Raw genomic sequence first — 21,887 nt, 5'->3', positions numbered from 1 at the left:
CCTTCGAGAATGGAGAGAACTTAGTCGTTGTACTCTCGCTCGGGACGCGGCTTGGGAGCGGGCGGGTCGACGACTTCGTCGAGGACGTTGACATCGACCAGGCCGGCCGCGATTTCGCGCAGTGCCATGACCGTGGGCTTGTCGTTTTCCCACGCCAGTTGGGCATCGCGCGAGCCGCGAGCGAGCTGACGTGAACGCTGCGTGGCGATCATCACCAACTGAAAACGGTTATCGACGTTGTCGAGGCAATCTTCTACGGTAACGCGTGCCATGAGTGTGAACCCTGATCGAGAAATAAAAACGGCGTAAGCCGGACCTGCGGAAGGACCTCCGAGTCTACTCGACGTCTTCCACGCGTGACAAGAGCGCCGCCAGCAGTGGCGCGTGTGCGGCCCGAACGCGTGTCACGCGGGTGCGTTCGGCATGCACCAGACAGCTCAGCTCGTCGAGGGCATGCGCGAAGGTGTCGTTGATGATGACATGCTCGTATTCGGCGTAGTGTGACATCTCGTCGACCGCATCGCGCATGCGCCGGGCGATGGTCGCTTCGTCATCGGTGCCACGCCCAGCAAGCCGCGCGTGAAGTGCTTCACGCGACGGCGGCAGAATGAATACCGAGACCGCCTCGTCGAAGGCCTCGCGCACCTGACGGGCACCTTGCCAATCGATTTCTAGGATCACGTCTTGGCCGGCGTCGAGCAGGGCCTGAACAGCGGCACGCGAGGTGCCGTAGTAGTTATCGAAGACCCGCGCATACTCGATGAAATCACCGCTTTCGATCAGGCGCTCGAAGGTCGTGACGTCGACGAAGTGGTAGTTGACGCCGTTGTGCTCGCCGGGGCGCATGTCGCGCGTGGTGTGCGAGACGCTGACCTGGATGCCCGCGATGCGTTCGAGCAGGGCACGTACCAAGCTGGTCTTGCCCGCGCCGGAAGGCGCCGAGACGATGTAGAGTGTCCCTTTTGACGGAAGCTGAGTGGGCATAGGGCGTGTCCGATTGAGCCGCTTCTGGGGAAACGAGCATTATCGCATACACTTCGTGTCCTGCCGACATCGCGCAGGATGCGCGCCACCTGACAAGGAAACTGTTGCATGTCCCCCACGGGTATTTCCTCAAGTGATTCGACGGCGCGGCTGGGCTTTGCCGGGGTCGCCTTCGCATTTCTCGTGACCATGCTGGGCACGACGCTGCCGACACCGCTCTACCCAGGCTATCAGGCGGCCTTCGACTTCTCGCAACTCGTCATTACGGTGATATTCGCCGCCTATGCCGTGGGCGTCATCGCGGCGCTGTTGATCACCGGGCGCTGGTCGGATCAGTTGGGGCGTCGTCCGCTACTGTTTGCGGGTTTGGTGGCAGCGGCGCTTAGCGATGTGGTCTTCCTTGCGGCCGATGGACTTTCCACGTTGCTGGTCGGGCGCGTGCTGTCGGGAATGTCTGCGGGCATCTTTACCGGTACGGCGACAGTTGCCGTGGTCGAGTCGGCACCGGCGGCCTGGAAGCGCACGGCGACCTTCGTGGCCACCGCCGCCAACATGGGCGGCCTGGGTTTGGGGCCGGTGGTCGCGGGTGCCTTGGGTGAATATGCCGCGTGGCCGCTACACCTGGCGTACGCCGTGCACCTGGGGCTGCTGGCTATCGCCGTACTGGGCGTCGCCGTGGCATCGGAGACCGTGACGCGGCCACCCCAGGTTCGCCTGCGCATACAGCGTTTGAAGGTGCCCGCCGAGGTGCGCGGCGTTTTCGTGCCGGCGGTGATCGCCGGGTTTGCCGGTTTCGCGGTGCTGGGGTTCTTCACCGCCACTGCACCGGCGTTCATGAGCCAGGTGCTGGGGCATTCGAATCTGCTGGCGATCGGCCTGGTGGCCGGCTGCGTGTTCTTCGCCTCGACGCTGGGACAGCTCGTGCAGGGGCGTCTGCCCGAGGCGCATCGCTTGCCGCTGGGGTGTGCCGTGGTGATTGTCGGCGCATTGACCGTCGGGACGGGACTGGCGTTGGCGACGCTGTGGGTCTTCCTGCTGGGAGCGCTGATCGTTGGTTTGGGTCAAGGCATTGCCTTTCGCGCCGGGCTGGGCGCCGTGGCGGCTGCCTGCCCGATGAATCAGCGCGGCGCGGTGACGTCGACCTTCTTCGTCATCGCTTATGTGGCGATTTCGATTCCCGTGGTGGGCATCGGCCTGGTGGCGCGGCTCGTCGGCCTGCAAGCAACCGGCGTGGGATTCGCCATCGGCGTAGCCGCACTGGCGGGCGTCGCTTTGGTATCATTGCAGCATCAGCGTGCTGCCACGGCGGCCGGCTGAATTTCTCGTTCCGTTATCGTCATCAGGAGTCCGCGCATGTCCGAGTCCCCTACCCGCCTGCGAATCCGTCGTCCCGACGACTGGCACCTTCACCTGCGCGATGGTGACGTGATGCGCCTGGTGCTGCCTGCCACTAGTCGGGTCTATGGGCGGGCCATCGTGATGCCCAACCTGATGCCGCCGATCACTACGCTGGCGGAGGCTGAGGCTTACCGCGCGCGGATTCTCGAGGCGGTGCCGGCGGGTCATGACTTCACCCCACTGATGACTTGCTACCTCAACGAGAGCGTCAGCGCCGAGACGCTGGAGGCAGGGCACGCCAGCGGCTTGCTGACGGCGGCCAAGCTGTACCCGGCCAATGCCACCACCAACTCGCAACATGGCGTCAAGCGTATCCAGGACATCTATCCGCTACTCGAGACGATGGAGCGGATCGGTATGCCGTTGCTGGTGCATGGCGAGGTCACGCGCGGCGAGATCGATATCTTCGATCGCGAAAAGTTCTTTATCGACGAGGTGATGATCCCGCTGCGTCAGCGCTTTCCGGCGCTCAAGGTGGTGTTCGAGCACATTACCACCGGCGATGCTGCGCAGTACGTCTTGGAGGGCGATGCCAACCTGGCCGCGACATTGACGCCGCAGCATCTGGCGCACAATCGCAACGACATGCTGGTCGGCGGCATTCGTCCGCACCTGTATTGCCTGCCGATCCTCAAGCGGGCTGAGCATCAGCGGGCGTTGCGCGCAGCGGTGGCCAGCGGTCATCCGCGGTTCTTCCTGGGCACCGACTCGGCGCCACACGTGGTCGCAGCCAAGGAAACGGCCTGCGGCTGCGCAGGAGTGTTCAACGCCCAGGCGTCGCTGTCGGTATACGCGGAGGTGTTCGAGGAAGAGGGCGCACTCGAACACTTCGCGGCATTCTGCTCGGAGAACGGTCCGCGCTTCTATGGTCTGCCTCTCAACAATGAGGAAGTCGAGCTCGAACGTCGCCCTTGGACGATGCCCGAGCGTACCGAAGGTCACGGCGAGACATTGAAGCCCTTCAAGGCCGGCGAAACCCTGGCCTGGACGGTCAACGCCGGACGCGCTTGATACGCCGGGGTCAGGTCGTCTTCGATAGGCGCGGCAGGTGTGCCACGTCTGACTCAAGTAGTGGGCGGATCTCCCAGCCGCGTGTTCCGTATGGCGCCACCCATTGCGGCATGGCGTTATCGGTGCGCGGCCCTTCCGGTGAGCCGCTGTCGAGATAACGGATCACTCGGATCAGCCCGGAATGGCCGACGATCAGTGGCGTCTCGTGTTCGACGAGCAGGGCATTGAGCGTGGCGACGATACGGGTGACGAAATCCGCCCATCTTTCCCCGCCCTCGGGTGAGAGCAGATAAGGCATTGTCTCGGGGATGGGATGTTCTTCATGCTCGCCCCAATGGCGTTCCTTGAGTCCACCGATCAGGCAGTGAGGGGCACGCCCGGTGGCGAGTTCGGCCGTGCGTCGGGCGCGTTCCAGGGGGCTGGCGACGATCAGCGGCCAGGCGACGTCGCCGAGCAGTAGCGCTGCCTGGCGTGCTTCGCGTTCGCCTTGCGCGGTGAGGGGAACATCGCGTTGGCCGGCGATTCGGCGGTTTAGGTTACTGGTGCTCTGGCCGTGGCGCAGAAAGACGAAGGGGCGGCGAATCAGCTCGGGCATGGCGATGGCTCCACGGGCGATGATGGCTTGATCCTACCAGGCCAAGCGCGGCGGAGCGCGTGCCTGTGCAATTGCTGTCAATAAACAGCATGATAGAGCGCTTGTGTTTTAGACTTAAGTCTAAATCTGAGAGAATTGATCGTTTCGGCCCACAGGTTGCGAATTGGTCGCGACACGTTGTCTTCGGGACACGTTCTTTTCGATACGTTTCTCAGGATTAGGACCTCAAGACAGGAAAATGCCCATGAGCGCATCCACAGACGCATCGACGCCTTCCGGCAGCGCCGCGCACCCACGCCTGGCGGAGTTGGCCCTGGCGCTGGGCGGCTTCGGTATCGGTACCGGCGAATTCGTCATCATGGGATTGATGAGTCGCGTCGCCGAGGACCTTCAGGTATCGGTGCCTGATGTTGGTTATGCCATCAGCAGTTACGCGCTTGGCGTCGTCGTCGGCGCGCCGATCATCTCTGCATTGGCGGCACGGCTGCCCAAGCGAGCGTTACTGATTGGGCTAATGCTGCTGTTCGCTATCGGCAACTTCGCCAGCATCATGGCGCCGCATTTCGGCACCTTCGTTGGGTTGCGTTTCATCGCTGGCCTGCCGCATGGCGCCTACTTCGGCGTCGCGGCGCTAGTGGCCGCGGCGGCGGTACCCGTCGATCAACGTGCCCGGGCGGTGGCGCGTGTCATGACCGGGTTGACCGTGGCGATTCTGGTCGGCGCACCGCTGGCCACATGGGTAGGCAATTTGATCGGCTGGCAGGCGGCTTTCGCCGGTGTGGGTGGCATCGCGCTGCTGACTGCTCTGATGGTGCGCCTATGGGTGCCGTATCAGCCTGCCGACCGTCAGGCCAGTCCCAAGCGCGAGATGACCGCGATGATCAAGCCGCGCGTACTGTTCACGCTGGGCGTGGCCTGTTTCGGGTGCGGTGGCATGTTCGCGGTGTTCAGTTATGTCATGCCCACGCTCACCGAGCAGGCCGGCATGGCCGAGTCGCTGGGGCCGCTGGTGCTGGCGATTTTCGGGGTGGGTACCATCCTGGGTAATTTCGCCGGTGCGCGTATCGCCGACTGGAATCTCTTGCGCGGCATTCCGATCATTCTGCTGTGGGTGGCGTGCGTACAAGGCGGTTTTTACTTCGCCGCCAACTCGGTGTGGACAGGATTTTTGTTCGTGGCGCTCGTCGGGACCAGCATGGCTGTCGCTCCCGCCATGCAGACGCGGTTGATGGACGTCGCCGAAGACGCCCAGACCATGGCGGCCTCGCTCAATCACGCCGCCTTCAACATGGCCAATGCGCTCGGCGCCTGGCTGGCTGGCGTGACCATCAAGGCGGGGCTGGCGTGGTCGTCCACCGGCCTGGTGGGCACCTCGCTTGCCTTGTTGGGTATCGCGATCTTCGCCACCGGGCGCTGGATGGAAAAGCGCGAGGCGTTGCAGCAGTCCGCTGCTTCGTCATAAGGCACGCCGCGAGTCGCGTTTTGACGTTGCTCGCGGTCGTCACTCTCCTTGCATCACAACTCTCTCGGCATCTTCATTGTTCGGCAAAATTTAAGTTTTTCCTTATTCTTGCCGATGGGGCTTTAGGGGCAGTGTCGCCCAGCCGCATCGCAAGGTGAACGTACTCGCGATACTTCGCGGGGTGGGACCATTGAAACCACCAGAATGGACGTCGTGGAGAAATGCTATGTCGGGGATGGAAAATGGGGGTGTAGTTCGGGAAAAGGGTAAATTCGCGGTGCTCGGATTTGCGCTGTCATGCCGTCTGCAGGCAGTGGAACAAGAGGATGCGTCGCGGCTGCTCGATGCGCTGGATGCAGAACTCGAGTCGCACGGTCTGGTCATGGGCGGCGGGGTCGACTTGGACTGGCTGGATGTCTTCGTGTTGCCGCGCAAAGATGCTGACGCTACTGATAGCGACCGCCTAGCGCTGGCCGAGTGGCTCGATCAACAACCGCTGTGCACGGAGGTGGCGGTGGGCGATTGGGTGGATGCCTACGGGGTCGAGTGACAAACGCGGTGGGTATTCACAGGTCTGTTTCAATGCGGTTCAAGGGCCTTTTTCTACGGCCTCGCGCTGGCCGGGTGTCGTTTCAATCCAACATGCAACGGCCCGAGGCATCTTGCGATGCTTCGGGCCGTCGAATCTCGCCCGGGAGATGGGCGAGCGTGTTGGTGATGTCTAAGTAACGATACTCACACTTCGACGTTGAGCGTCACGTCGATGTTGCCGCGTGTGGCGTTAGAGTACGGGCAGACCTGATGCGCCTTCTCGACCAGGGCTTCGGCCTGCTCCCGATCCATGCCCGGGAGCTTCACCGTCAGCGTGGCTTCGATGCCGAAAGCGTCGCCCTTGGGGCCGATGCCGACTTCGCCCTGGATTCGGGTGTCGTCGGGCAGCTTGGCCTTCTCTTTCGAGGCGACCAGTTTCAGCGCGCCGATGAAGCACGCCGAATAGCCAGCGGCGAACAGCTGCTCCGGGTTGGTGCCGTCACCGCCGGCGCCGCCCAGTTCCTTGGGTGTCGACAGCTCGAGGTCGATGGCACCGTCGGCGGCGATGGCACGACCGTCGCGGCCGCCAGTGGCGGTGGCTTCGGCACGGTAGAGGATTTTATCGAGTGACATGGGACTTCTCCTTTCGGGTTAAAGATCGCGCTCGATTTAATCGTGTGCGATCTAATTGGATAAAAGAATCTTTCGTCAATTACGCCAACATTTCACTGGCTGTCGAGTCGCTGGCGCAGTCCATGCAGCGCATCGCGCAGTTCGGCGGCCTCCTCGGGCGTGCACTGGCCCGCGCAGCCGGCGGCATGGGGCACGGCCTTGGCCCGCTCGCGCAGCGAACGGCCCTTCTCGGTCAGTGCGACCTCAACCTGGCGTTCGTCCTGGCGCGAGCGCTGTCGCGTTATAAGATCGGCCGCTTCCAGGCGTTTCAGCAGCGGCGTCAGCGTCGCCGAATCCAGGTAGAGGTGTTCGCCGATCTCCGACACCGTCTGACGATCCCGCTGCCATAGCACCAGCATGGTCAGGTACTGGGGATAGGTCAGCTCGAGCTCACGCAGCAGGCCGCGGTAGAGCTTGTTCATCGCCAGTTGGGTCGAATAGAGCGCGAAGCAGAGCTGCGATTCGAGCGCCAGGGCGTTGTCGGTGTCATCAGGTGTCGTCATGCAGGCAATATAGATCGCGCACGATTCAATCGCTAATTAGGTTTTGCTATGGCCGTCTGAGGTGCCGCCTATTCGTTCACGCCACCGGTCCCAGGACGGACGTGGCTCCAGCGATTCCCGTAGATAGTCGAGAAACGCGCGCACCTTGCGCGTTCGTAGGCGACGTTCGGTGGTCAGCACGTGAATGTCGCGGTGGCCGGGCATGACCTCGCCGCGCCACGCCTCGAGCAGTGGCACCAGTTCCCCTTTTGAGAGCGCATCGCCGATCAGCCAGGTGGGAAACAACACCAGTCCCTGGCCCAGCAGCGCGGCGCGCAGCAGGCTCTCGGCATCGTTGCTGTAGAGGTTGCCGCTGACCTCGAGCGGGGTCGAACCGCTCTGGTCCGACGCCTGGAAATACCAGCGCTGGCGCCCCAGTTCGCCCTGGTAGAGCAGGCAGTTATGATCGGCCAGCGCCTCGGGCGTCCGGGGCTCACCGTATACGTCGAGATAGCTCGGGGCCGCGGCGACCACGTAGTTCATCGGCGCCAGCCGCCGCGCCACCAGCGAGGAATCGGCCAGGTCGCCAACGCGAAAGGTAATGTCCTGACCTTCGCGCACCGGATCGACGACCTGATCGCTCAGCTGCAATTCGGCGGTGATACCGGGGTGGCGACGCTGGAATCGATGCAGCAGTGGCACGATCTGGCGCTGGCCGAAGGCGACCGGCGCATTGATCCGCAGCACGCCGCTGGGCTCGGCGTTGGGATAGGCCAGCGCTTCGGTGGCGAGATCGAGTCGCTCAAGAATCTCGCGAACCTCCTCGTAGTAGCGCCAGCCCGCTTCGGTCAGTGCGACCGCGCGGGTATGCCGGTAGAGCAGCGGCTGCCCGACCGCCTCTTCCAGCCCGCGAATCTGACGCGATATCGAGGAGACCGCGCGGTGGAAGTGACGCGCGGCGGCAGTGAAGCTACCGGTGGCCGCGACGCGTTCGAAGACGCGCAGGGCGTTGAGATCTAGCGAATTGACGTTCACGGCTTTGAAACCCATGGCTTTGAAATGTCTGAGGTTGCGTCTCGCGCAATAAAGATTTGCGACGCTTTCGATTGTAGCAACGATCAGACACTACCAGACTGCGTTCATCGATCCGGCGCGCCCCGGATCTTCCTGACTCGACTCCCTGACTCGAAAGGAGGTCATCGACCATGCGTAAAGGGACTGCACTCGTCGTCGGCGCGACCGGCATCACCGGCGGCAATCTGGCATCTTATCTGGTGGCCAGCGGCTGGACCGTCTACGGCCTTTCTCGTCGCGCGACCGAGCAGAGCGGCGTGATTCCCGTCGCCGCCGACTTGCTGGACAAGCCCGCCACCGAGAAGGCGCTGGCCGGCCTGCCCATCACCCACGTCTTCTACTGCACCTGGATTCGCCGCGACAACGAGAAGGCCAACGTCGAGGCCAATAGCCAGATGATGCGCAACCTGTTCGCCGCGCTCGACAGCGACAAGCTGGATCACGCCTCGCTGGTGACCGGCACTAAGCAGTACTTGGGCTCGTTCGAAGCCTATGGCAGCGGCCGCATCGAAACCCCGTTCCGCGAGTCCGAGCCGCGGGTGCCGGGCGATAACTTCTACTACGCGCTGGAAGACGTGCTGTTCGAGGCCGCCGAGCGTCACGGTTTCGCCTGGAACGTGCACCGCCCGCACACCGTGATCGGCTACGCCCGCGGCAATGCCATGAACATGGGCACGACGATCGCCGTCTACGCCTCGATCTGCCAGGCGACCGGCCAGCCGTTCGTGTTCCCCGGCTCACAGACCCAGTGGAACGCGCTCACCGACATGACCGATGCGCTGGTGCTGGCACGCCAGATGGAGTGGGCGGCGACCACGCCGGGCGCGGCCAACCAGGCCTTCAATACCGTCAATGGAGACGTGTTCCGCTGGCGCCGGATGTGGCGCGAGATTGGCGAGTACTTTGGTCTTGAAGTTCAGGGCCCCGAAGCCTCGGACGACCCGGAGACGATGCAGCCACTGGAAACGCAGATGGCCGGTGCCGAATCGGCCTGGCGCGAGATCGCCGAAAAGCACGATCTGGTCGAGCCGGATGTCGCCAAGCTGGCCTCCTGGTGGCACACCGACGCCGACCTTGGCCGCGATCAGGAGTGCGTCAACGACACCACCAAGTCTCGTGATTTCGGCTTCGACCACTTCCGCGAAACGCGAGCGGCCTTCTTCGACCTGTTCGATCGCCTGCGCGCCGAGAAGGTCATTCCCTGATCGATCTGGCTGATCGTTTTTTGATCGACAGCAGGTCTGTATTGACGAAAGAAAGAAACCGGCGCCTTCTCGGCGCCCTATCACTCCGTACCCTGTGTCGATGCCACCTGACGAGCGCGCCCGGCGCCCAGCGCCATGACCAGCGCGCCCAGCCCCAGCACACTCACCAGAACGCCCACCACGTTCCAGCCGCCGCTCCAGTCGTGCAGCACCCCGACCAGCAGCGGCCCCGCTGCCGCCAGGGTGTAGCCGATGCCCTGGGCCATCGCCGAGAGACTAGCCGCGGTCGTGGCGTCCGGTGCGCGCAGGGCCAGCAGCGTCAACGCCATGCTGAAAGTGCCGCCCTGGCCCAGCCCCAGCACTACGATCCACAGCCACACACTACCGATCGGCGCGTAAAGGCAGCCCAGCAGCCCGATCAGAGTGAGCGTCATCACGACGGCCAGCACCGTCCGCTGGTCGCGCATGCGGCTGCCGATCCAAGGCGCCAGGATCGCGGTGGACACCTGCAGCAGGATCGATACCGATAGCGCTAGTCCTGCGGTGACGGCCGTCAGTCCGCGATCCTGCAGGATCGTCGGCAGCCAGCCGAACACGATGTATGCCAGCGACGACTGCAGCCCCATGAACAGCGACACTTGCCAGGCCAGTGAATCGTGGCGCAGCCGCGCGCCGCGCCGCGCGGGAACGCGAGTCGGCTTGGTGCCCCTGAGCTGCGGCAGCCACAGCAGCGCGGCGATCACCGCCGGCAGCAACCAGAATGCCAGCGCACCCTGCCAGGCACTGAGGGAAGCCCCTTGTGCAACGTCATCCAGCAGTTGACGCAGCGGCTCCGTGGTGCCCGCGGCAGTCGAAGCACCGAGATTGAGCGCCACGGTGTAGAGGCCGGTCATGATGCTGACGCGTCGAGGAAAATCCCGCTTGACGATGCCCGGCAGCAGCACCCCGATGATCCCGATGCAGCCGCCAGCGACCGCCGTGCCCAGAAAGAGCCCCATCGTGCCGATATAGGGCCGCACGAGCAGCGCCACCGCCAGCACCACGAGGGCCGCAAACACGCTGCGTTCAGGGCCGATCCGGCGGACCAGGCGTGGTGCCAGCGGTGCCGCCAGACCCAGAAACAGCACCGGCAATGTGGTCAGGATGCCTTGCCAACTGGGGGAGAGCGCCAGCGCTTCACCGATGTTGCCGAGCACCGGCGACACGCTGGTCAGCGCCGGACGAAGGTTGAGCGCCACCAGCAGCAGCGCGACGAGGGTCAGAACGCCCCGGCGGGGCATCGCGGAAGTCGACAAGAGAGCCATCCTTGGAAATCGAAAGGTGTCAGATCGGCGGCAAGCCGAGGACGCAAGGGTAGCCGATTACGGCCAAAACCGGGATGGTTCTACGCCAATGGTCGAGGGCCGGTAGTGGTGTCGACGACATGGATGGCCACTGACCGTCGTGGTGTTCTACTTGCTGTACGTCGGTCGTTAGGCCAACGTCGAGAGGCTTGAGCTGGAAGCGCTGGGGATTGCCACCCAGGCAATCGCGCCAACGAGAGGACGTTAAAATTAAAGGTGCCTCTATTTCAAATTATGTCCAAAAATGAAATAGTGGCGTCGCCTATTTTAACTTCCGAGAGGGACGCTCATGCGTCGCGGGCTGACCGGTCATCATGTTCCCAGCATCGCAGGCGGTGTGAATTGCCAGGCCTTTGTGCCTGCGACACTACCGCCTGATCCGCCTCTGTCACTTGATGACAAGCTTCAGGCGCGCCTGTCACAGGCGCATGTCGCCTTGGGGCGTCTGGATGGTATCTCGGTGTTGTTACCCGACGCGCAGCTGTTTCTCTACAGCTATGTTCGAAAAGAAGCGGTGATGTCATCACAGATCGAGGGGACGCAGTCTTCACTCAGCGACCTCATGATCTACGAGATGGAAGGCATTCCCGGCGTGCCCATGGACGATGTGCAGGAAGTCTCCTGCTACGTACGGGCACTCAACCTGGGGATTCAGCGAATTCGCGAGGGTCATCCAATCACAATTCGGTTGGTGCTGGAGCTCCACGACGCCTTGATGACCAATGGCCGTGGTACGCATCGCCGGCCAGGAGAGTTCCGGCAGAACCAGGTCTGGATAGGCGGGCATCGTGCGGATGAAGCCGCCTTCGTACCGCCGCCGGCTAACCAGCTTGCCGACTGCTGGAGCGCCTTCGAGCGCTTTCTCAACGACGAGCCGACGGCGACGGAGCCGGTGATCAAGGCCGCGCTGGCGCATGTCCAGTTCGAAACCATTCATCCGTTCATGGATGGCAACGGCCGGCTTGGGCGCCTGCTGATCCCGTTGATTCTGGTCCAAGCGGGCATTCTCACCGAGCCGCTGCTCTATCTTTCGGTATTTTTCAAACGCCACCGACAGGTTTACTACGAGCACCTCCAAAACGTGCGCCTGACCGGCGATTGGGAAAGTTGGTTGCTCTTTTTCGTCGATGCGATCACCGATACCGCCAACCATGCTGTCGCGACGGCGCAGGAGTTGAGTGCGTTGCTGACCCAGGACAAGGCACAGCTCTCGGCATTGGGCCGTCTATCCGGCTCAGCGACCCAAGTACTGGAGGCGCTGTTTAGCCATCCGGTGGTGAATATTGCCACGCTGCACCGAGAGACCGGGCTGACCCACGCCACGATCGGTAAAGTATTGGAAGCACTGGAGAACCAGTTGGGTATCGTGCAGGAGTTGACCGGGCAGAAGCGTAATCGTGTCTACGCCTATAGAGCCTATATCGAGCTCTTGAACCGGGACGAATAATTAAATGTATGGCGCGGGACGGAAGCCCAAATAATTATCGAAAGATGGGTGGATGCAGGGGAGACTAAGCTAAACCCACCGGAGGCAGGAAACGCCGGTACGTATCCGTACCGGCGTTCCAGTGCCCGATGGCCTGCGAGGCGGGGGAGAAGGCCCCCGCCTGCCGGGTCATGGTCAGCTAACCGAGTCGTACTGTGCCGATGCTTTCGGGCCCCATGCCCAACGCAGCACAAACACCACGGCCAATAGCGCAGCTACCCCGCTGAGTCCCCCTATCCAGGCTGAGTCCGTCAGCCCGGCGACGAAGAAGGCGATGATGCCGGATGTTCCTGCGCTCAGTGCATAGGGTAATTGGGTCCGTACGTGGTCGATGTGGTCACACGAAGAGCCGGCCGAGGAGAGGATGGTGGTATCCGAAATCGGCGAGCAATGATCGCCGAAGATACCGCCGCTGAGCACCGCGGCAATGGCCAACGATAACGACATGTCCATTGCAGCAGCCACCGGCATGGCGATGGGGATCATGATCGCGAAGGTGCCATAGGAGGTGCCGGTGGTGAAGGCGACGAGCGAGCCGATCAAGAACAGCAGGACGGGAATCAGGCTCGGTGCGATGCCGGCCTGGGCCAGCGTGACCAGGTAATCGGCAGTGCCCAGTTGTGAGGTCACGCTACCGATCGACCAGGCCAGGGTGAGAATGATGTAAACCAGCGTCATGCTCTTGATGCCGGTGACCACCAGATCCATCGCTTCACGAAAATCGAACAGCCGCTGTTGCAGTCCCATGCCCAGCGCTACGCTAACCGCCAGGAAGGTCGCGATCAGGATCGACAGGCCGCCCTCGGCTTCTCCCATCGCCGTGATCAGGTCGTTCTCGGGGAAGTTGCCGGTCCACAGGAACAGGGGCGGGATCATTCCCACCAGCACCAGGATCGGCACGAGCATGTTGCGCTTGCGCGAGCTCTCTTCGGCCACGCCCAGCATCTCGGTCGCTTCGCGATCGGACGGCGGCTGGGCGTCATCCGCCAGCAGCTTACCACTCACCCGTGCGCGTTGCTCGGCCTTGGCCATGGGGCCGAAATCCGATTGGGTGACGACGATCACCAGAATCAACAGCAGCGCCAGCCAGGCATAGAAATTGAGCGGAATCGACGACAGGTATATCAGATACTCAGAGCCCGTCATGTCCATCTCGCCAAGCTGGGTGCCGATCAGCCCCATGACGAACACCACCCAGGTGGATACGGGCCCCAACAGGCACATGGGCGCCGAGGTCGAATCGACGATGTAGGCGAGCTTTTCTCGCGAGACGCGCATGCGGTCGGTGATCGGCCGCATGACACTCCCCACCGTCAATGCATTGAAATAGTCCTCGAAGAAGATCAGTACCCCGAAGCCCAGGGTAGCGCCCTGGGCTCCACGCGGAGAGGCCACCTTCGAGGAAATGGCGCGGGCGATGGCATGGGCGCCGCCGGTTCGCTGCAGCACGGTGATCAGCACCCCGAACAGGCCGCAGTAGATGAGAACGGTAGCGCTCCACTCACCGCCCACACTGGGGATGATGAAATCCGCGAAACTATTGTAGAGCCCGGCTGCCGGATTGCCGCCACTGAGCATCGTCGCTCCCAGCCAGACCCCACAGAATAACGCGGGAATCACGTTGCGGGTCACCAGCGCCAGCAGGATCGCGAGCAACGGAGGGAACAGGGAAAACAGGCCAAAGGACATGAAGCGTCTCCATCATGTAATTGTTGTGCGTCGTATCAAGAGCGGGGCGGCAGGCCCAACCGTTGGAAGGGTGTCCCCGGTCCGCGTTCGCGCGGATCTCACTCCAAATTTTGGATCTGCTCGCGCATCTGTTCGATCAACACCTTCAGCTCCACTGCGCAACGGGTAGTGTCGGCGACGATGGATTTCGAGGAGAGGGTGTTGGCTTCGCGGTTGAGTTCCTGCATCAGGAAGTCGAGGCGGCGGCCGATGGGACCTTTTTGCGTGAGCTGACGTTCGACCTCGGCCACGTGGGTCTCGAGACGGTCGAGTTCTTCGGCGACGTCGGCCTTTTGGGCAAGCAGGGCGATTTCGGTCTCGAGGCGTTGTGGGTCGAGTTCGGCCTTGAAGGCGTTCAGTCGGTCGGTCAGCTGTTGGCGCTGGTTGTCCAGAATGGCGGGCAGGTGCGCGCGAACCTCGGCGACCAAGTCGCGAATACCCTCGAGCCGCTCGCGGATCAACGCCGCGAGACGCTCGCCTTCGCGGGCGCGGCCGACGGTCAGGTCGTCCAGCGCGGTTTCGAACAGTGCCTGGGCGGCCTGTTGGACGCGTTCGAGGTCGACACCGTCGCTTTCCAGCACGCCGGGGTGATCGAGCAGCGCCAGGGCATTCGGCATGGCGGCGTCGGGCACCTGTGCGCGTACTGTTTCCAGCGCTTGGGCCAGGGTGGCCAGGCGCGTTTCGTTGACGCTGAGCGTGGTGTTGTCGTGGGCCGGGTCGAAACGCAGCGTGCATTCGACCTTGCCGCGTGAGAGGCGCTTGCGCAATGCATCGCGATAATGCGGCTCGAGATCGCGCAGGTTATCTGGCAGGCGGAAATGGGGTTCCAGGTAGCGCTGATTTACCGAGCGCAACTCGAGTTGCAAGCTGCCCCAGTCGGCGTCCTGCGTCTGCCGGGTGAAGGCGGTCATACTGTACGCCATGCGATTCTCCTGCGCGGTACGTGGCCAATCATTCAATTCTGCAGTCTAACCGATTCACGGTCCGCGTGAGGCCCGCTTGGGTGTAGAATGCGCGGATCGTCGTGGCATGGCCGCGACTGGACGTTTCGGCCCGGGGTCTTGCGATCCGGGTCTTCCGAAGTGAGTGTTTCGATCGACGATGCAGAGAGGTGGTATGCGCCCGAGTGGACGACAGCCCGATGAACCCCGCGAGATCACCCTGGAACGGGGCTATACGCGCCATGCGGAGGGGTCCGTACTGGTGAGCTTCGGCGATACCAAGGTGTTGTGTAACGCCAGCGTGGAAGCTGGCGTGCCGCGCTGGTTGCGTGGCAAACAACAGGGGTGGATCACCGCGGAATATGGCATGCTGCCGCGCGCGACGCACACGCGTGGCGGACGCGAGGCCACGCGTGGCAAACAAGGCGGACGCACGCTGGAGATCCAGCGCCTGATTGGCCGTTCGCTGCGCACGGTGGTGGATCTCAAGAAGCTGGGTGAATTCACGATCACCGTAGATTGCGACGTGATCCAGGCCGATGGCGGCACACGCACGGCGTCGATCACCGGCGGCTGTGTGGCGCTGGTGGATGCGATCCATCACTTGCAGCGCGAGAAGCTGATCAAGAAGGATCCCTTCAAGCAGCTGGTGAGCTCGGTGTCGGTGGGCATCTTCAAGGGCCAGCCGGTGGTGGATCTCGACTATCCAGAGGACAGCACGGCAGGCACCGACATGAACGTGGTCATGGCCGAGGATGGCGGCTTGATCGAGGTGCAGGGCACCGCCGAAACGGCGACGTTCACCCGCCAGGAGCTCAATGCGATGCTCGATCTGGCCGAGGGTGCTGGACGTCAGTTATTCGACCATCAACGCGAGGCGCTGGGCTTTCGCGACTGATCGCGAGCGCTACCATACGGCAAGAACGCACGACGCCGGCCTAGGCCGGCGTCGTCATTTGCGCGGGACCAGCGACGTTACAGGTCGAGATCGTACTCGACGATAAGCGGCGCGAATTCGGAGAAGGTCGCGTCGCGGTCGATCCAGGCATCCACCACGTGGCGGCGGAAGTCGGGGCCCACGATCTGGTAGTCGAGGCGCCAGCCTTCCTGACGCATGCGAGGCACGTCCTGATCGAGCTTGGGCCACCAGGTGTACTGGCTGGCATCGCGATTGACCTCGCGAAAGGTGTCGATATAGCCCATCGGTCCGAACACCTGATCCATCCACGCACGCTCTTCGGGGCGGAAGCCCGGCGTGGTCTGGTTGTCGGCCCAGTTGGCGAGATCGATGGTCTTGTGCGCGATGTGCCAGGTGCCGCAGATGATGTATTCACGGCGTTTTTTCACCATCTTGCTGAGATATTCCTGGTACTGATTCATGAAGGACTGCTTGGCCTCCATGTCGCTACCGTCGGGCATCAGGAAGCTGGCGATGCTGAAGCGATCGTAATCGGCCTGCAGGAAGCGCGCTTCGTTATCGCACTGGGGAAAGCCCAGCCCGTACATGATGGCCTTGGGAATCTTGCGGCAATAGAGTCCTACACCCGAGAAACCGTCTTCCTCGGCATCCAGGAAATAGCCTTCGTATCCCTCGGGGAAAAGAATGCTGTCGTCGAGTTCGAAGCTTTTGGCCTTGAGGTTCTGGACGCAGATGACGTCGGCGTCCTGATTGGCCAGCCAGTCGAGAAACCCCCTCCCGACCGCTTCGCGGATTCCGTTGACATTGATGCTGGCGATTTTCATACATGGTCCCTTTTTCGTCGCGCGTGTATGATACCTGAGCTTTCGACGTTTAGGTAAATGTGTAATAGCGATCAGGGTGATAGGGAGTCCGGCGTGACCGCGCAACTGCAACCATATCAGCAGGAGTTCATCGAGTTCGCCATCGAAGAAGGCGTCCTCACCTTCGGTGAATTCACCCTCAAGTCCGGGCGGGTCAGCCCCTATTTCTTCAACGCCGGCCTGTTCAAGAGCGGCCGTGCCCTGGCACGCCTGGGCCGCTTCTATGCGCAGGCCATCGCGCATAGCGGCCTCGCGGCGGATGTTCTCTTTGGCCCGGCCTACAAGGGCATCCCGCTAGCGACCACCACCGCCGTGGCACTGGCCGATCATCATGACCGCGACTTGCCGTTCGCGTTCAACCGCAAGGAAGCCAAGGCTCACGGCGAAGGCGGCAACATCGTCGGCGCGGCGCTCGCCGGCCGGGTGCTGATCATCGACGACGTCATCACCGCAGGCACCGCAATCCGCGAGGTCATGGACCTGATCGATGCCGCCGATGCCCAGGCGGCGGGCGTGGTCATCGCCCTTGATCGTCAGGAGTGCGGCCAGGCCGAAGATGGCACCCAGCGCCACAGCGCCATCCAGGAGGTCGAGGCACGCTATGCCATGCCGGTCGTGAGTATCGTCACGCTCGACCAGGTGCTTGCCTATCTCGAAACTCATGCCGGTAACGACCTCAAGCCTCATGCCGAGGCTATTCGTGCGTATCGCGATCGTTACGGTGTGCGTCTCGACGGATAAGGTTTGAAAACGGCGTTTCTAAACTGATGCGATTATGCCATAGTGGTGGCAGTGTTCACCATCTTTTGCGGGAGTCTCCCATGATCAAGTCACTCGGTTTTGCGCTCACCTCTGCCGGCCTCCTGCTGGCCAGCCAGCAGGCCATGGCGCTCAGCGTTTCCGCCAACGCGGGTGCCGACTCGCATGGGATCGAAGCGAGCCAGAGCATCTTCCCGACCCTGCGCGCCAGTGTCGGCTACTTTTCCTCGGACGATAGCGGTCATGACGCCGACGCTTATTCCGGGTCGTTGATGTTCTCGCCCTATCTGCCGCTGGTCGACCTCTCGGTGGGCGCGCGCTATCAATACCAGGACACGCACTTCGGTGACGGTGGCGGCGTTGGGCTCGGCGGTTCGGCCTACGTCGATACGCCGATTCCGCTGACCTCGGTGGGTGGCTACGGCTTTTACACGCCGGATGGCCTGAGCCACGGTGACATCGAGAAGAGCTACGAATACGGCGCCCAGGCGCGAGTCAATGTCGTCTCGCAGACCTATCTCTATGGCGGGTATCGCTATTACCGCACCGACTTCGACGAGAGCGGCGAGCATACCCTCGACAGTGGGCCGGTAGTAGGCGTCAGCGTTGGCTTCTGAGAGCGCCCGGTTGTGCCGGTAGCGGTAGACCATAAGCCTTAAGCGGGAAGAAAGATCAAAAGCCGAACCCATGGCTTCGAGCGCTGGGTTCGGAGCGCTGTAACGAGTATCGGCGTCCCATTCGGGGCGCCGATTGCGTATCATGGTGGCTCTTCGCCGCCTTGGCACAGTGATCCTCATGCTCGATATCGTACTCTTTGAGCCCGAAATTCCGCCCAACACGGGCAATCTCATCCGTTTGTGCGCCAATACCGGCTTTCGCCTGCATCTGATCGAGCCGCTGGGCTTCGCGCTCGACGACAAGCGTCTGCGTCGTGCGGGCCTCGACTACCACGAGTGGGCGCGGGTGAAGGTACACGCCGACTGGGGCGCTTTCGTGGATAATGTGCAGCCAGCGCGCGTGCTGGCGGTGTCCACGCGCGGCCGCACCGGCTATCACGAGGTCGCCTATCGGGAAGGCGACGCCTTGGTCTTCGGTCCCGAGACCCGCGGGCTTCCACAGACCATGCTCGACGCCTTGCCGCCGGCGCAGCGGCTGCGCATTCCCATGCTGCCCGACAGCCGCAGCCTGAATCTTTCCAATGCCTGTGCGATCCTGGTCTTCGAAGCCTGGCGACAGCTCGAGTTCGCTGGGGCGGGGATCGCCGATGCGAGTACGGCACCGACGTCATGAGCACTACGCCCTCGATTCGCCAGCGCCTCGCCAAGCTCAACCCCCGTCAGCAGGAAGCCGCGCGCTATATCGACGGCCCTTGCCTGGTGCTGGCCGGCGCCGGGTCCGGCAAGACCAGCGTGATCACCACAAAGATCGCCTACCTGATCCAGGAATGCGGGATGAGCGCGCGCAAGATCGCGGCGGTGACCTTCACCAACAAGGCGGCGCGCGAGATGAAGGAGCGCGTGGGGGAGATGCTCAAGGGACGCGAGGGCCACGGTCTGACGGTCTCGACCTTCCACACCCTGGGGCTCAACATCATTCGCGGCGAATTGAAGACGTTGGGCTACAAGCCAGGCTTCTCGCTGTTCGACCCCGAAGACGCCAAGGCACTGCTGCGCGACTTGATGCAGAAGGAAGCGGATACCGACGCCGAGCAGATCAATGCGGTGCAGGGGCAGATTTCTCAGTGGAAGAACGACCTGGTGCTGCCGGGACAGGCGATCTCGCACGCCGCGGATGAAGACGCGCAATACGCGGCGCGGGTGTACGAAGCCTACAGTCGGCATCTCAAGGCCTACAACGCGGTCGACTTCGACGACCTGATTCTGCTGCCGGTGGTGCTGCTGCGCGACAACCCCGAGGCCTTGGCCCGCTGGCAGCGCAAGATCCAGTACATGCTGGTCGACGAGTACCAGGACACCAACGTCAGCCAGTATCAGTTGGTCAAGCTGCTGATGGACGAGCGCGCGACCTTCACCGTGGTGGGCGACGACGACCAGTCGATCTACGCCTGGCGCGGTGCGCGTCCCGAGAACCTGGTGACACTGGGCGAGGACTTCCCGCGCTTGAACGTCATCAAGCTCGAGCAGAATTATCGTTCCACCGGCACCATCCTGCGCGCGGCGAATACGCTGATCGGCAACAACCCCCACGTCTATGAGAAGACTCTATGGTCGGAGATGGGCCAGGGCGGCGCCATTCGTGTCATCGTCAACCGCCATGAGGAGGCCGAGGCCGAGCGCGTGGCCAGCGAGATCCTTACCCGGCGGATCAAGGAGCGTGCCGAATGGCGTGATTTCGCGGTCCTTTACCGAGGTAACTTCCAGGCGCGATTATTGGAGCTCAAGCTCCAGCATTACCAGATTCCCTACAAGCTCTCCGGCGGCACGTCGTTCTTCTCGCGCAACGAGATCAAGGACGCCATGGCGTACCTGCGCCTGTTGATCAATCCCGGCGACGACAACGCCTTCCTGCGCATCGTCAACGTGCCGCGTCGCGAGGTCGGCCCGGGAACACTGGAGAAGCTTGCCAACTACGCCACCGAGCGGCAGGTGTCGCTGTTCGCCGCATGCCACGAAATCGGCCTTGAGCAGGTTCTGCCCACGCGTGCGGTGGAGCGTCTGTCGCGCTTCACGCACTTCATCGACGGCGTGCGCCGGCGCATGGATCAAGGCGATGCCATCGCGGCGATTCGTGACATGCTGCGCGAGATGGATTACGAGGCCTGGCTGTTCCAGAACGCCAGCGCCCCGACCATCGCAGAGCGGCGCATGGCCAATGTGTGGACGCTGGTCGACCAGCTCGAGAAATCGATGCACCGTGACGACGAAGATGGCGATGCATCCGAGGAGACCGATGACGTACAGTCGGCGATATCGCGTCTAGTGCTGCGTGACATTCTCGAGCAACAGGCCGAGGAAGACGACTCCGACCGGGTGCAGCTGCTCACCATGCATGCCTCGAAGGGGTTGGAGTTCCCGCATGTCTACCTGATGGGGCTGGAAGAAGAACTACTGCCGCATCGCAACGCGGTCGAAGCCGGTACCATCGAGGAGGAACGGCGTCTCGCCTACGTCGGCATCACCCGGGCGCGGCGCACGCTGACGCTGACCCTGGCTCGCCAGCGCAAGGCCTACGGCGAGCTGCTGGACTGCACGCCTAGTCGTTTCCTTGAGGAGCTCCCGCCCGACGACCTCGAATGGGAAGGCCGCGCCGACAAGGAAGACCCCGAGAAGAAGCAGGCGCGCGGCAAGGACGCCATCGCCGGGCTGCGCTCGTTGCTGGGGTAGCGCGCCAGCGCCTGCAAGATAACCGCGTCATCTGACGGAGCCTGTTATGAACCCGCACGCCCTACGCTCTCTTTTATTCGTGCCGGCCACCCGGCCGGATCGCATCGCCAAGGCCCTGGCTAGCCCGGCGGATGCCGTGATCGTCGATTTGGAGGACGCTGTCGCCGATGGCGACAAGGCCGAGGCCCGGGATACGCTCGCGGCATTCCTGGCGGATAATCCGCAGACCTCGCTCGTGGTGCGCGTGAACGCGCCCGGCTCCCCGCATCATGCGCTCGATCTGGCGCTGTGCGCGCGCCATGCGGCCGTCACGCATCTGCTGGTGCCCAAGGCCGAATCCGGCCCAGCGCTGGAGCAGGCGGCCGCCTGCGGCAAGCCGCTGTGTCTGCAGGTCGAAACGGCGCAAGGCTTGTTGGCGTTGCCTAGCCTGACCGGCGTGGCTGGGGTCGAGCGGCTGAGCTTCGGGGCCCTGGACCTAATCACCGAGCTGGGACTGAGACCCGAGACGCCGGGTGCGCGCCAAATGCTAGATCAGGGGCGCTACCAACTGGTAGTTCACTCGCGCGCGGCGGGCCTGGCCGCGCCGCTCGAGAGCCCCCATCCCGCCATCGACGACACGGACGCCGTGGCGCGGACGGCCGCCCATGCCGAGGAGATGGGCTTCGCCGGCATGCTATGCATTCACCCCCGGCAGTTGACCGCCGTCAACCGGGCGTTTTCTCCCAGCGAGGCCGATGTGGCCTGGGCCAGGCAAGTGATCGACGGTGCTGACCGCGAGGCTGGCGCATTCAGCGTCGCGGGCCAGATGGTCGACGCGCCGGTCGTCAGCCGTGCCCGGGGCATTCTCGCCAAGCACGAGGCGGGTGTTCGCGGTGGACAACACCTGTCCTGACACAGTAGGATATGCCGCGTTCCGCCCTTAGCTCAGCTGGATAGAGCGTTGCCCTCCGGAGGCAAAGGTCGAAGGTTCGAATCCTTCAGGGCGGGCCAAGAATATCTAAAAGCCCGCGAGTCATCTCGCGGGCTTTTTCTTTTCTCTATTCCCCCTCCTGAATAGGCGTGGCAATACAGATGCCGTTTGAGTCCCTCA

Annotated in this window: 22 protein-coding genes and 1 tRNA gene; 13 read left to right on the top strand and 10 right to left on the bottom strand. The window is 62.9% G+C overall.

The annotated features are described in order from the left end of the window. Nucleotides 1-20: 20 nt before the first annotated feature. Both rpoZ and gmk read right to left on the bottom strand, forming a co-directional pair. Nucleotides 21-272 (bottom strand): DNA-directed RNA polymerase subunit omega, encoded by a 252-nt coding sequence (rpoZ, locus tag LUN51_RS04505; RefSeq protein WP_040240363.1) that lies wholly within the window; start codon nt 270-272, stop codon nt 21-23. A gap of 64 nt (nt 273-336) precedes the next feature. Then, nucleotides 337-984 carry a guanylate kinase gene (gene gmk, locus LUN51_RS04500; RefSeq protein WP_277810316.1) on the bottom strand — a complete coding sequence of 216 codons (648 nt, stop codon included), beginning with the start codon at nt 982-984 and terminating at the stop codon, nt 337-339. 108 nt (nt 985-1,092) lie between these two features. On the opposite strand from gmk, the gene LUN51_RS04495 reads away from it, so the two are divergent. Together LUN51_RS04495 and pyrC are read left to right on the top strand one after the other, a co-directional pair. Continuing rightward, nucleotides 1,093-2,301: an MFS transporter gene (locus LUN51_RS04495; protein ID WP_277810315.1), complete on the top strand. Its 1,209-nt coding sequence runs from the start codon at nt 1,093-1,095 to the stop codon at nt 2,299-2,301. A 36-nt stretch (nt 2,302-2,337) separates the two neighbouring features. Then, complete coding sequence (gene pyrC / locus LUN51_RS04490; protein ID WP_277810314.1) at nt 2,338-3,393, top strand: dihydroorotase; 1,056 nt, start codon at nt 2,338-2,340, stop codon at nt 3,391-3,393. Between the two features lie 10 nt (nt 3,394-3,403). Here pyrC and LUN51_RS04485 read toward each other — a convergent pair whose 3' ends face one another. Next, nucleotides 3,404-3,988, bottom strand: coding sequence for a histidine phosphatase family protein (locus LUN51_RS04485; protein ID WP_277810313.1), 585 nt, complete (start codon nt 3,986-3,988; stop codon nt 3,404-3,406). A gap of 244 nt (nt 3,989-4,232) precedes the next feature. Here LUN51_RS04485 and LUN51_RS04480 point away from each other — a divergent pair, with 244 nt between their 5' ends. Both LUN51_RS04480 and LUN51_RS04475 read left to right on the top strand, forming a co-directional pair. Next, nucleotides 4,233-5,450 (top strand): MFS transporter, encoded by a 1,218-nt coding sequence (locus LUN51_RS04480; protein WP_277810312.1) that lies wholly within the window; start codon nt 4,233-4,235, stop codon nt 5,448-5,450. 277 nt (nt 5,451-5,727) lie between these two features. Continuing rightward, a complete protein-coding gene (locus tag LUN51_RS04475) occupies nt 5,728-6,000 on the top strand; it encodes a 50S ribosome-binding protein YggL (RefSeq protein ID WP_277810311.1) in 273 nt (90 codons plus the stop codon). Nucleotides 6,001-6,185: 185 nt separating this feature from the next. Here the strand turns inward: LUN51_RS04475 and LUN51_RS04470 are convergent, their stop codons facing one another. The 3 genes from LUN51_RS04470 to LUN51_RS04460 form a co-directional block, all read right to left on the bottom strand. Continuing rightward, nucleotides 6,186-6,614, bottom strand: a complete 429-nt coding sequence (locus LUN51_RS04470; RefSeq protein WP_247640014.1) for an organic hydroperoxide resistance protein — start codon at nt 6,612-6,614, stop codon at nt 6,186-6,188. 92 nt (nt 6,615-6,706) lie between these two features. Then, nucleotides 6,707-7,156 carry a MarR family winged helix-turn-helix transcriptional regulator gene (locus LUN51_RS04465; protein WP_277810310.1) on the bottom strand — a complete coding sequence of 150 codons (450 nt, stop codon included), beginning with the start codon at nt 7,154-7,156 and terminating at the stop codon, nt 6,707-6,709. Nucleotides 7,157-7,192: 36 nt separating this feature from the next. Continuing rightward, nucleotides 7,193-8,185 (bottom strand): LysR family transcriptional regulator, encoded by a 993-nt coding sequence (locus tag LUN51_RS04460; protein WP_277810309.1) that lies wholly within the window; start codon nt 8,183-8,185, stop codon nt 7,193-7,195. Between the two features lie 155 nt (nt 8,186-8,340). Here LUN51_RS04460 and LUN51_RS04455 point away from each other — a divergent pair, with 155 nt between their 5' ends. Continuing rightward, nucleotides 8,341-9,414: an SDR family oxidoreductase gene (locus LUN51_RS04455; RefSeq protein WP_277810308.1), complete on the top strand. Its 1,074-nt coding sequence runs from the start codon at nt 8,341-8,343 to the stop codon at nt 9,412-9,414. 80 nt (nt 9,415-9,494) lie between these two features. Here LUN51_RS04455 and LUN51_RS04450 read toward each other — a convergent pair whose 3' ends face one another. Continuing rightward, the gene (locus LUN51_RS04450) at nt 9,495-10,718 is read right to left on the bottom strand and encodes a CynX/NimT family MFS transporter (protein WP_277810307.1); all 1,224 of its coding nucleotides are present in this window, start codon (nt 10,716-10,718) and stop codon (nt 9,495-9,497) included. A gap of 328 nt (nt 10,719-11,046) precedes the next feature. Here LUN51_RS04450 and LUN51_RS04445 point away from each other — a divergent pair, with 328 nt between their 5' ends. Beyond that, the gene (locus LUN51_RS04445; protein ID WP_277810306.1) at nt 11,047-12,204 is read left to right on the top strand and encodes a Fic family protein; all 1,158 of its coding nucleotides are present in this window, start codon (nt 11,047-11,049) and stop codon (nt 12,202-12,204) included. Nucleotides 12,205-12,378: 174 nt separating this feature from the next. Here LUN51_RS04445 and LUN51_RS04440 read toward each other — a convergent pair whose 3' ends face one another. Further along, complete coding sequence (locus LUN51_RS04440; protein WP_277810305.1) at nt 12,379-13,932, bottom strand: Na+/H+ antiporter NhaC family protein; 1,554 nt, start codon at nt 13,930-13,932, stop codon at nt 12,379-12,381. A gap of 98 nt (nt 13,933-14,030) precedes the next feature. Beyond that, on the bottom strand, nt 14,031-14,894 hold the full coding sequence (locus tag LUN51_RS04435) for a YicC/YloC family endoribonuclease (protein ID WP_246941434.1): 864 nt from the start codon (nt 14,892-14,894) through the stop codon (nt 14,031-14,033). Between the two features lie 193 nt (nt 14,895-15,087). Between LUN51_RS04435 and rph the strand changes: the two genes are divergently transcribed. Next, nucleotides 15,088-15,810 carry a ribonuclease PH gene (rph, locus tag LUN51_RS04430; protein ID WP_277810304.1) on the top strand — a complete coding sequence of 241 codons (723 nt, stop codon included), beginning with the start codon at nt 15,088-15,090 and terminating at the stop codon, nt 15,808-15,810. 77 nt (nt 15,811-15,887) lie between these two features. Here rph and LUN51_RS04425 read toward each other — a convergent pair whose 3' ends face one another. Then, on the bottom strand, nt 15,888-16,655 hold the full coding sequence (locus LUN51_RS04425; protein WP_277810303.1) for an exodeoxyribonuclease III: 768 nt from the start codon (nt 16,653-16,655) through the stop codon (nt 15,888-15,890). A gap of 93 nt (nt 16,656-16,748) precedes the next feature. Here LUN51_RS04425 and pyrE point away from each other — a divergent pair, with 93 nt between their 5' ends. From pyrE to LUN51_RS04395, 6 genes are all read left to right on the top strand, one after another. Further along, entirely contained in the window at nt 16,749-17,435 is a 687-nt protein-coding gene (pyrE, locus tag LUN51_RS04420; RefSeq protein ID WP_277810302.1) for an orotate phosphoribosyltransferase, read from the top strand. Between the two features lie 80 nt (nt 17,436-17,515). Next, nucleotides 17,516-18,070, top strand: coding sequence for a YfaZ family outer membrane protein (locus tag LUN51_RS04415; RefSeq protein WP_246894356.1), 555 nt, complete (start codon nt 17,516-17,518; stop codon nt 18,068-18,070). Between the two features lie 178 nt (nt 18,071-18,248). Beyond that, nucleotides 18,249-18,743: a tRNA (uridine(34)/cytosine(34)/5-carboxymethylaminomethyluridine(34)-2'-O)-methyltransferase TrmL gene (gene trmL / locus LUN51_RS04410; protein ID WP_277810301.1), complete on the top strand. Its 495-nt coding sequence runs from the start codon at nt 18,249-18,251 to the stop codon at nt 18,741-18,743. Next, nucleotides 18,740-20,797, top strand: coding sequence for a DNA helicase Rep (gene rep, locus LUN51_RS04405; RefSeq protein WP_277810300.1), 2,058 nt, complete (start codon nt 18,740-18,742; stop codon nt 20,795-20,797). The genes trmL and rep overlap by 4 nt, the downstream gene beginning before the upstream one ends. A 46-nt stretch (nt 20,798-20,843) precedes the next feature. After that, nucleotides 20,844-21,689 carry an HpcH/HpaI aldolase/citrate lyase family protein gene (locus tag LUN51_RS04400; RefSeq protein ID WP_277810299.1) on the top strand — a complete coding sequence of 282 codons (846 nt, stop codon included), beginning with the start codon at nt 20,844-20,846 and terminating at the stop codon, nt 21,687-21,689. A 21-nt stretch (nt 21,690-21,710) separates the two neighbouring features. Next, nucleotides 21,711-21,787: transfer RNA gene (locus tag LUN51_RS04395), tRNA-Arg, on the top strand. Nucleotides 21,788-21,887: the final 100 nt, after the last annotated feature.

Source organism: Chromohalobacter canadensis (assembly GCF_029544075.1).
Taxonomy (GTDB): Bacteria; Pseudomonadota; Gammaproteobacteria; order Pseudomonadales; family Halomonadaceae; genus Chromohalobacter; species Chromohalobacter canadensis_A.
The sequence above is the reverse complement of the archived record's forward strand: the minus strand, read 5'-3'. Positions and strand labels throughout refer to the sequence as shown.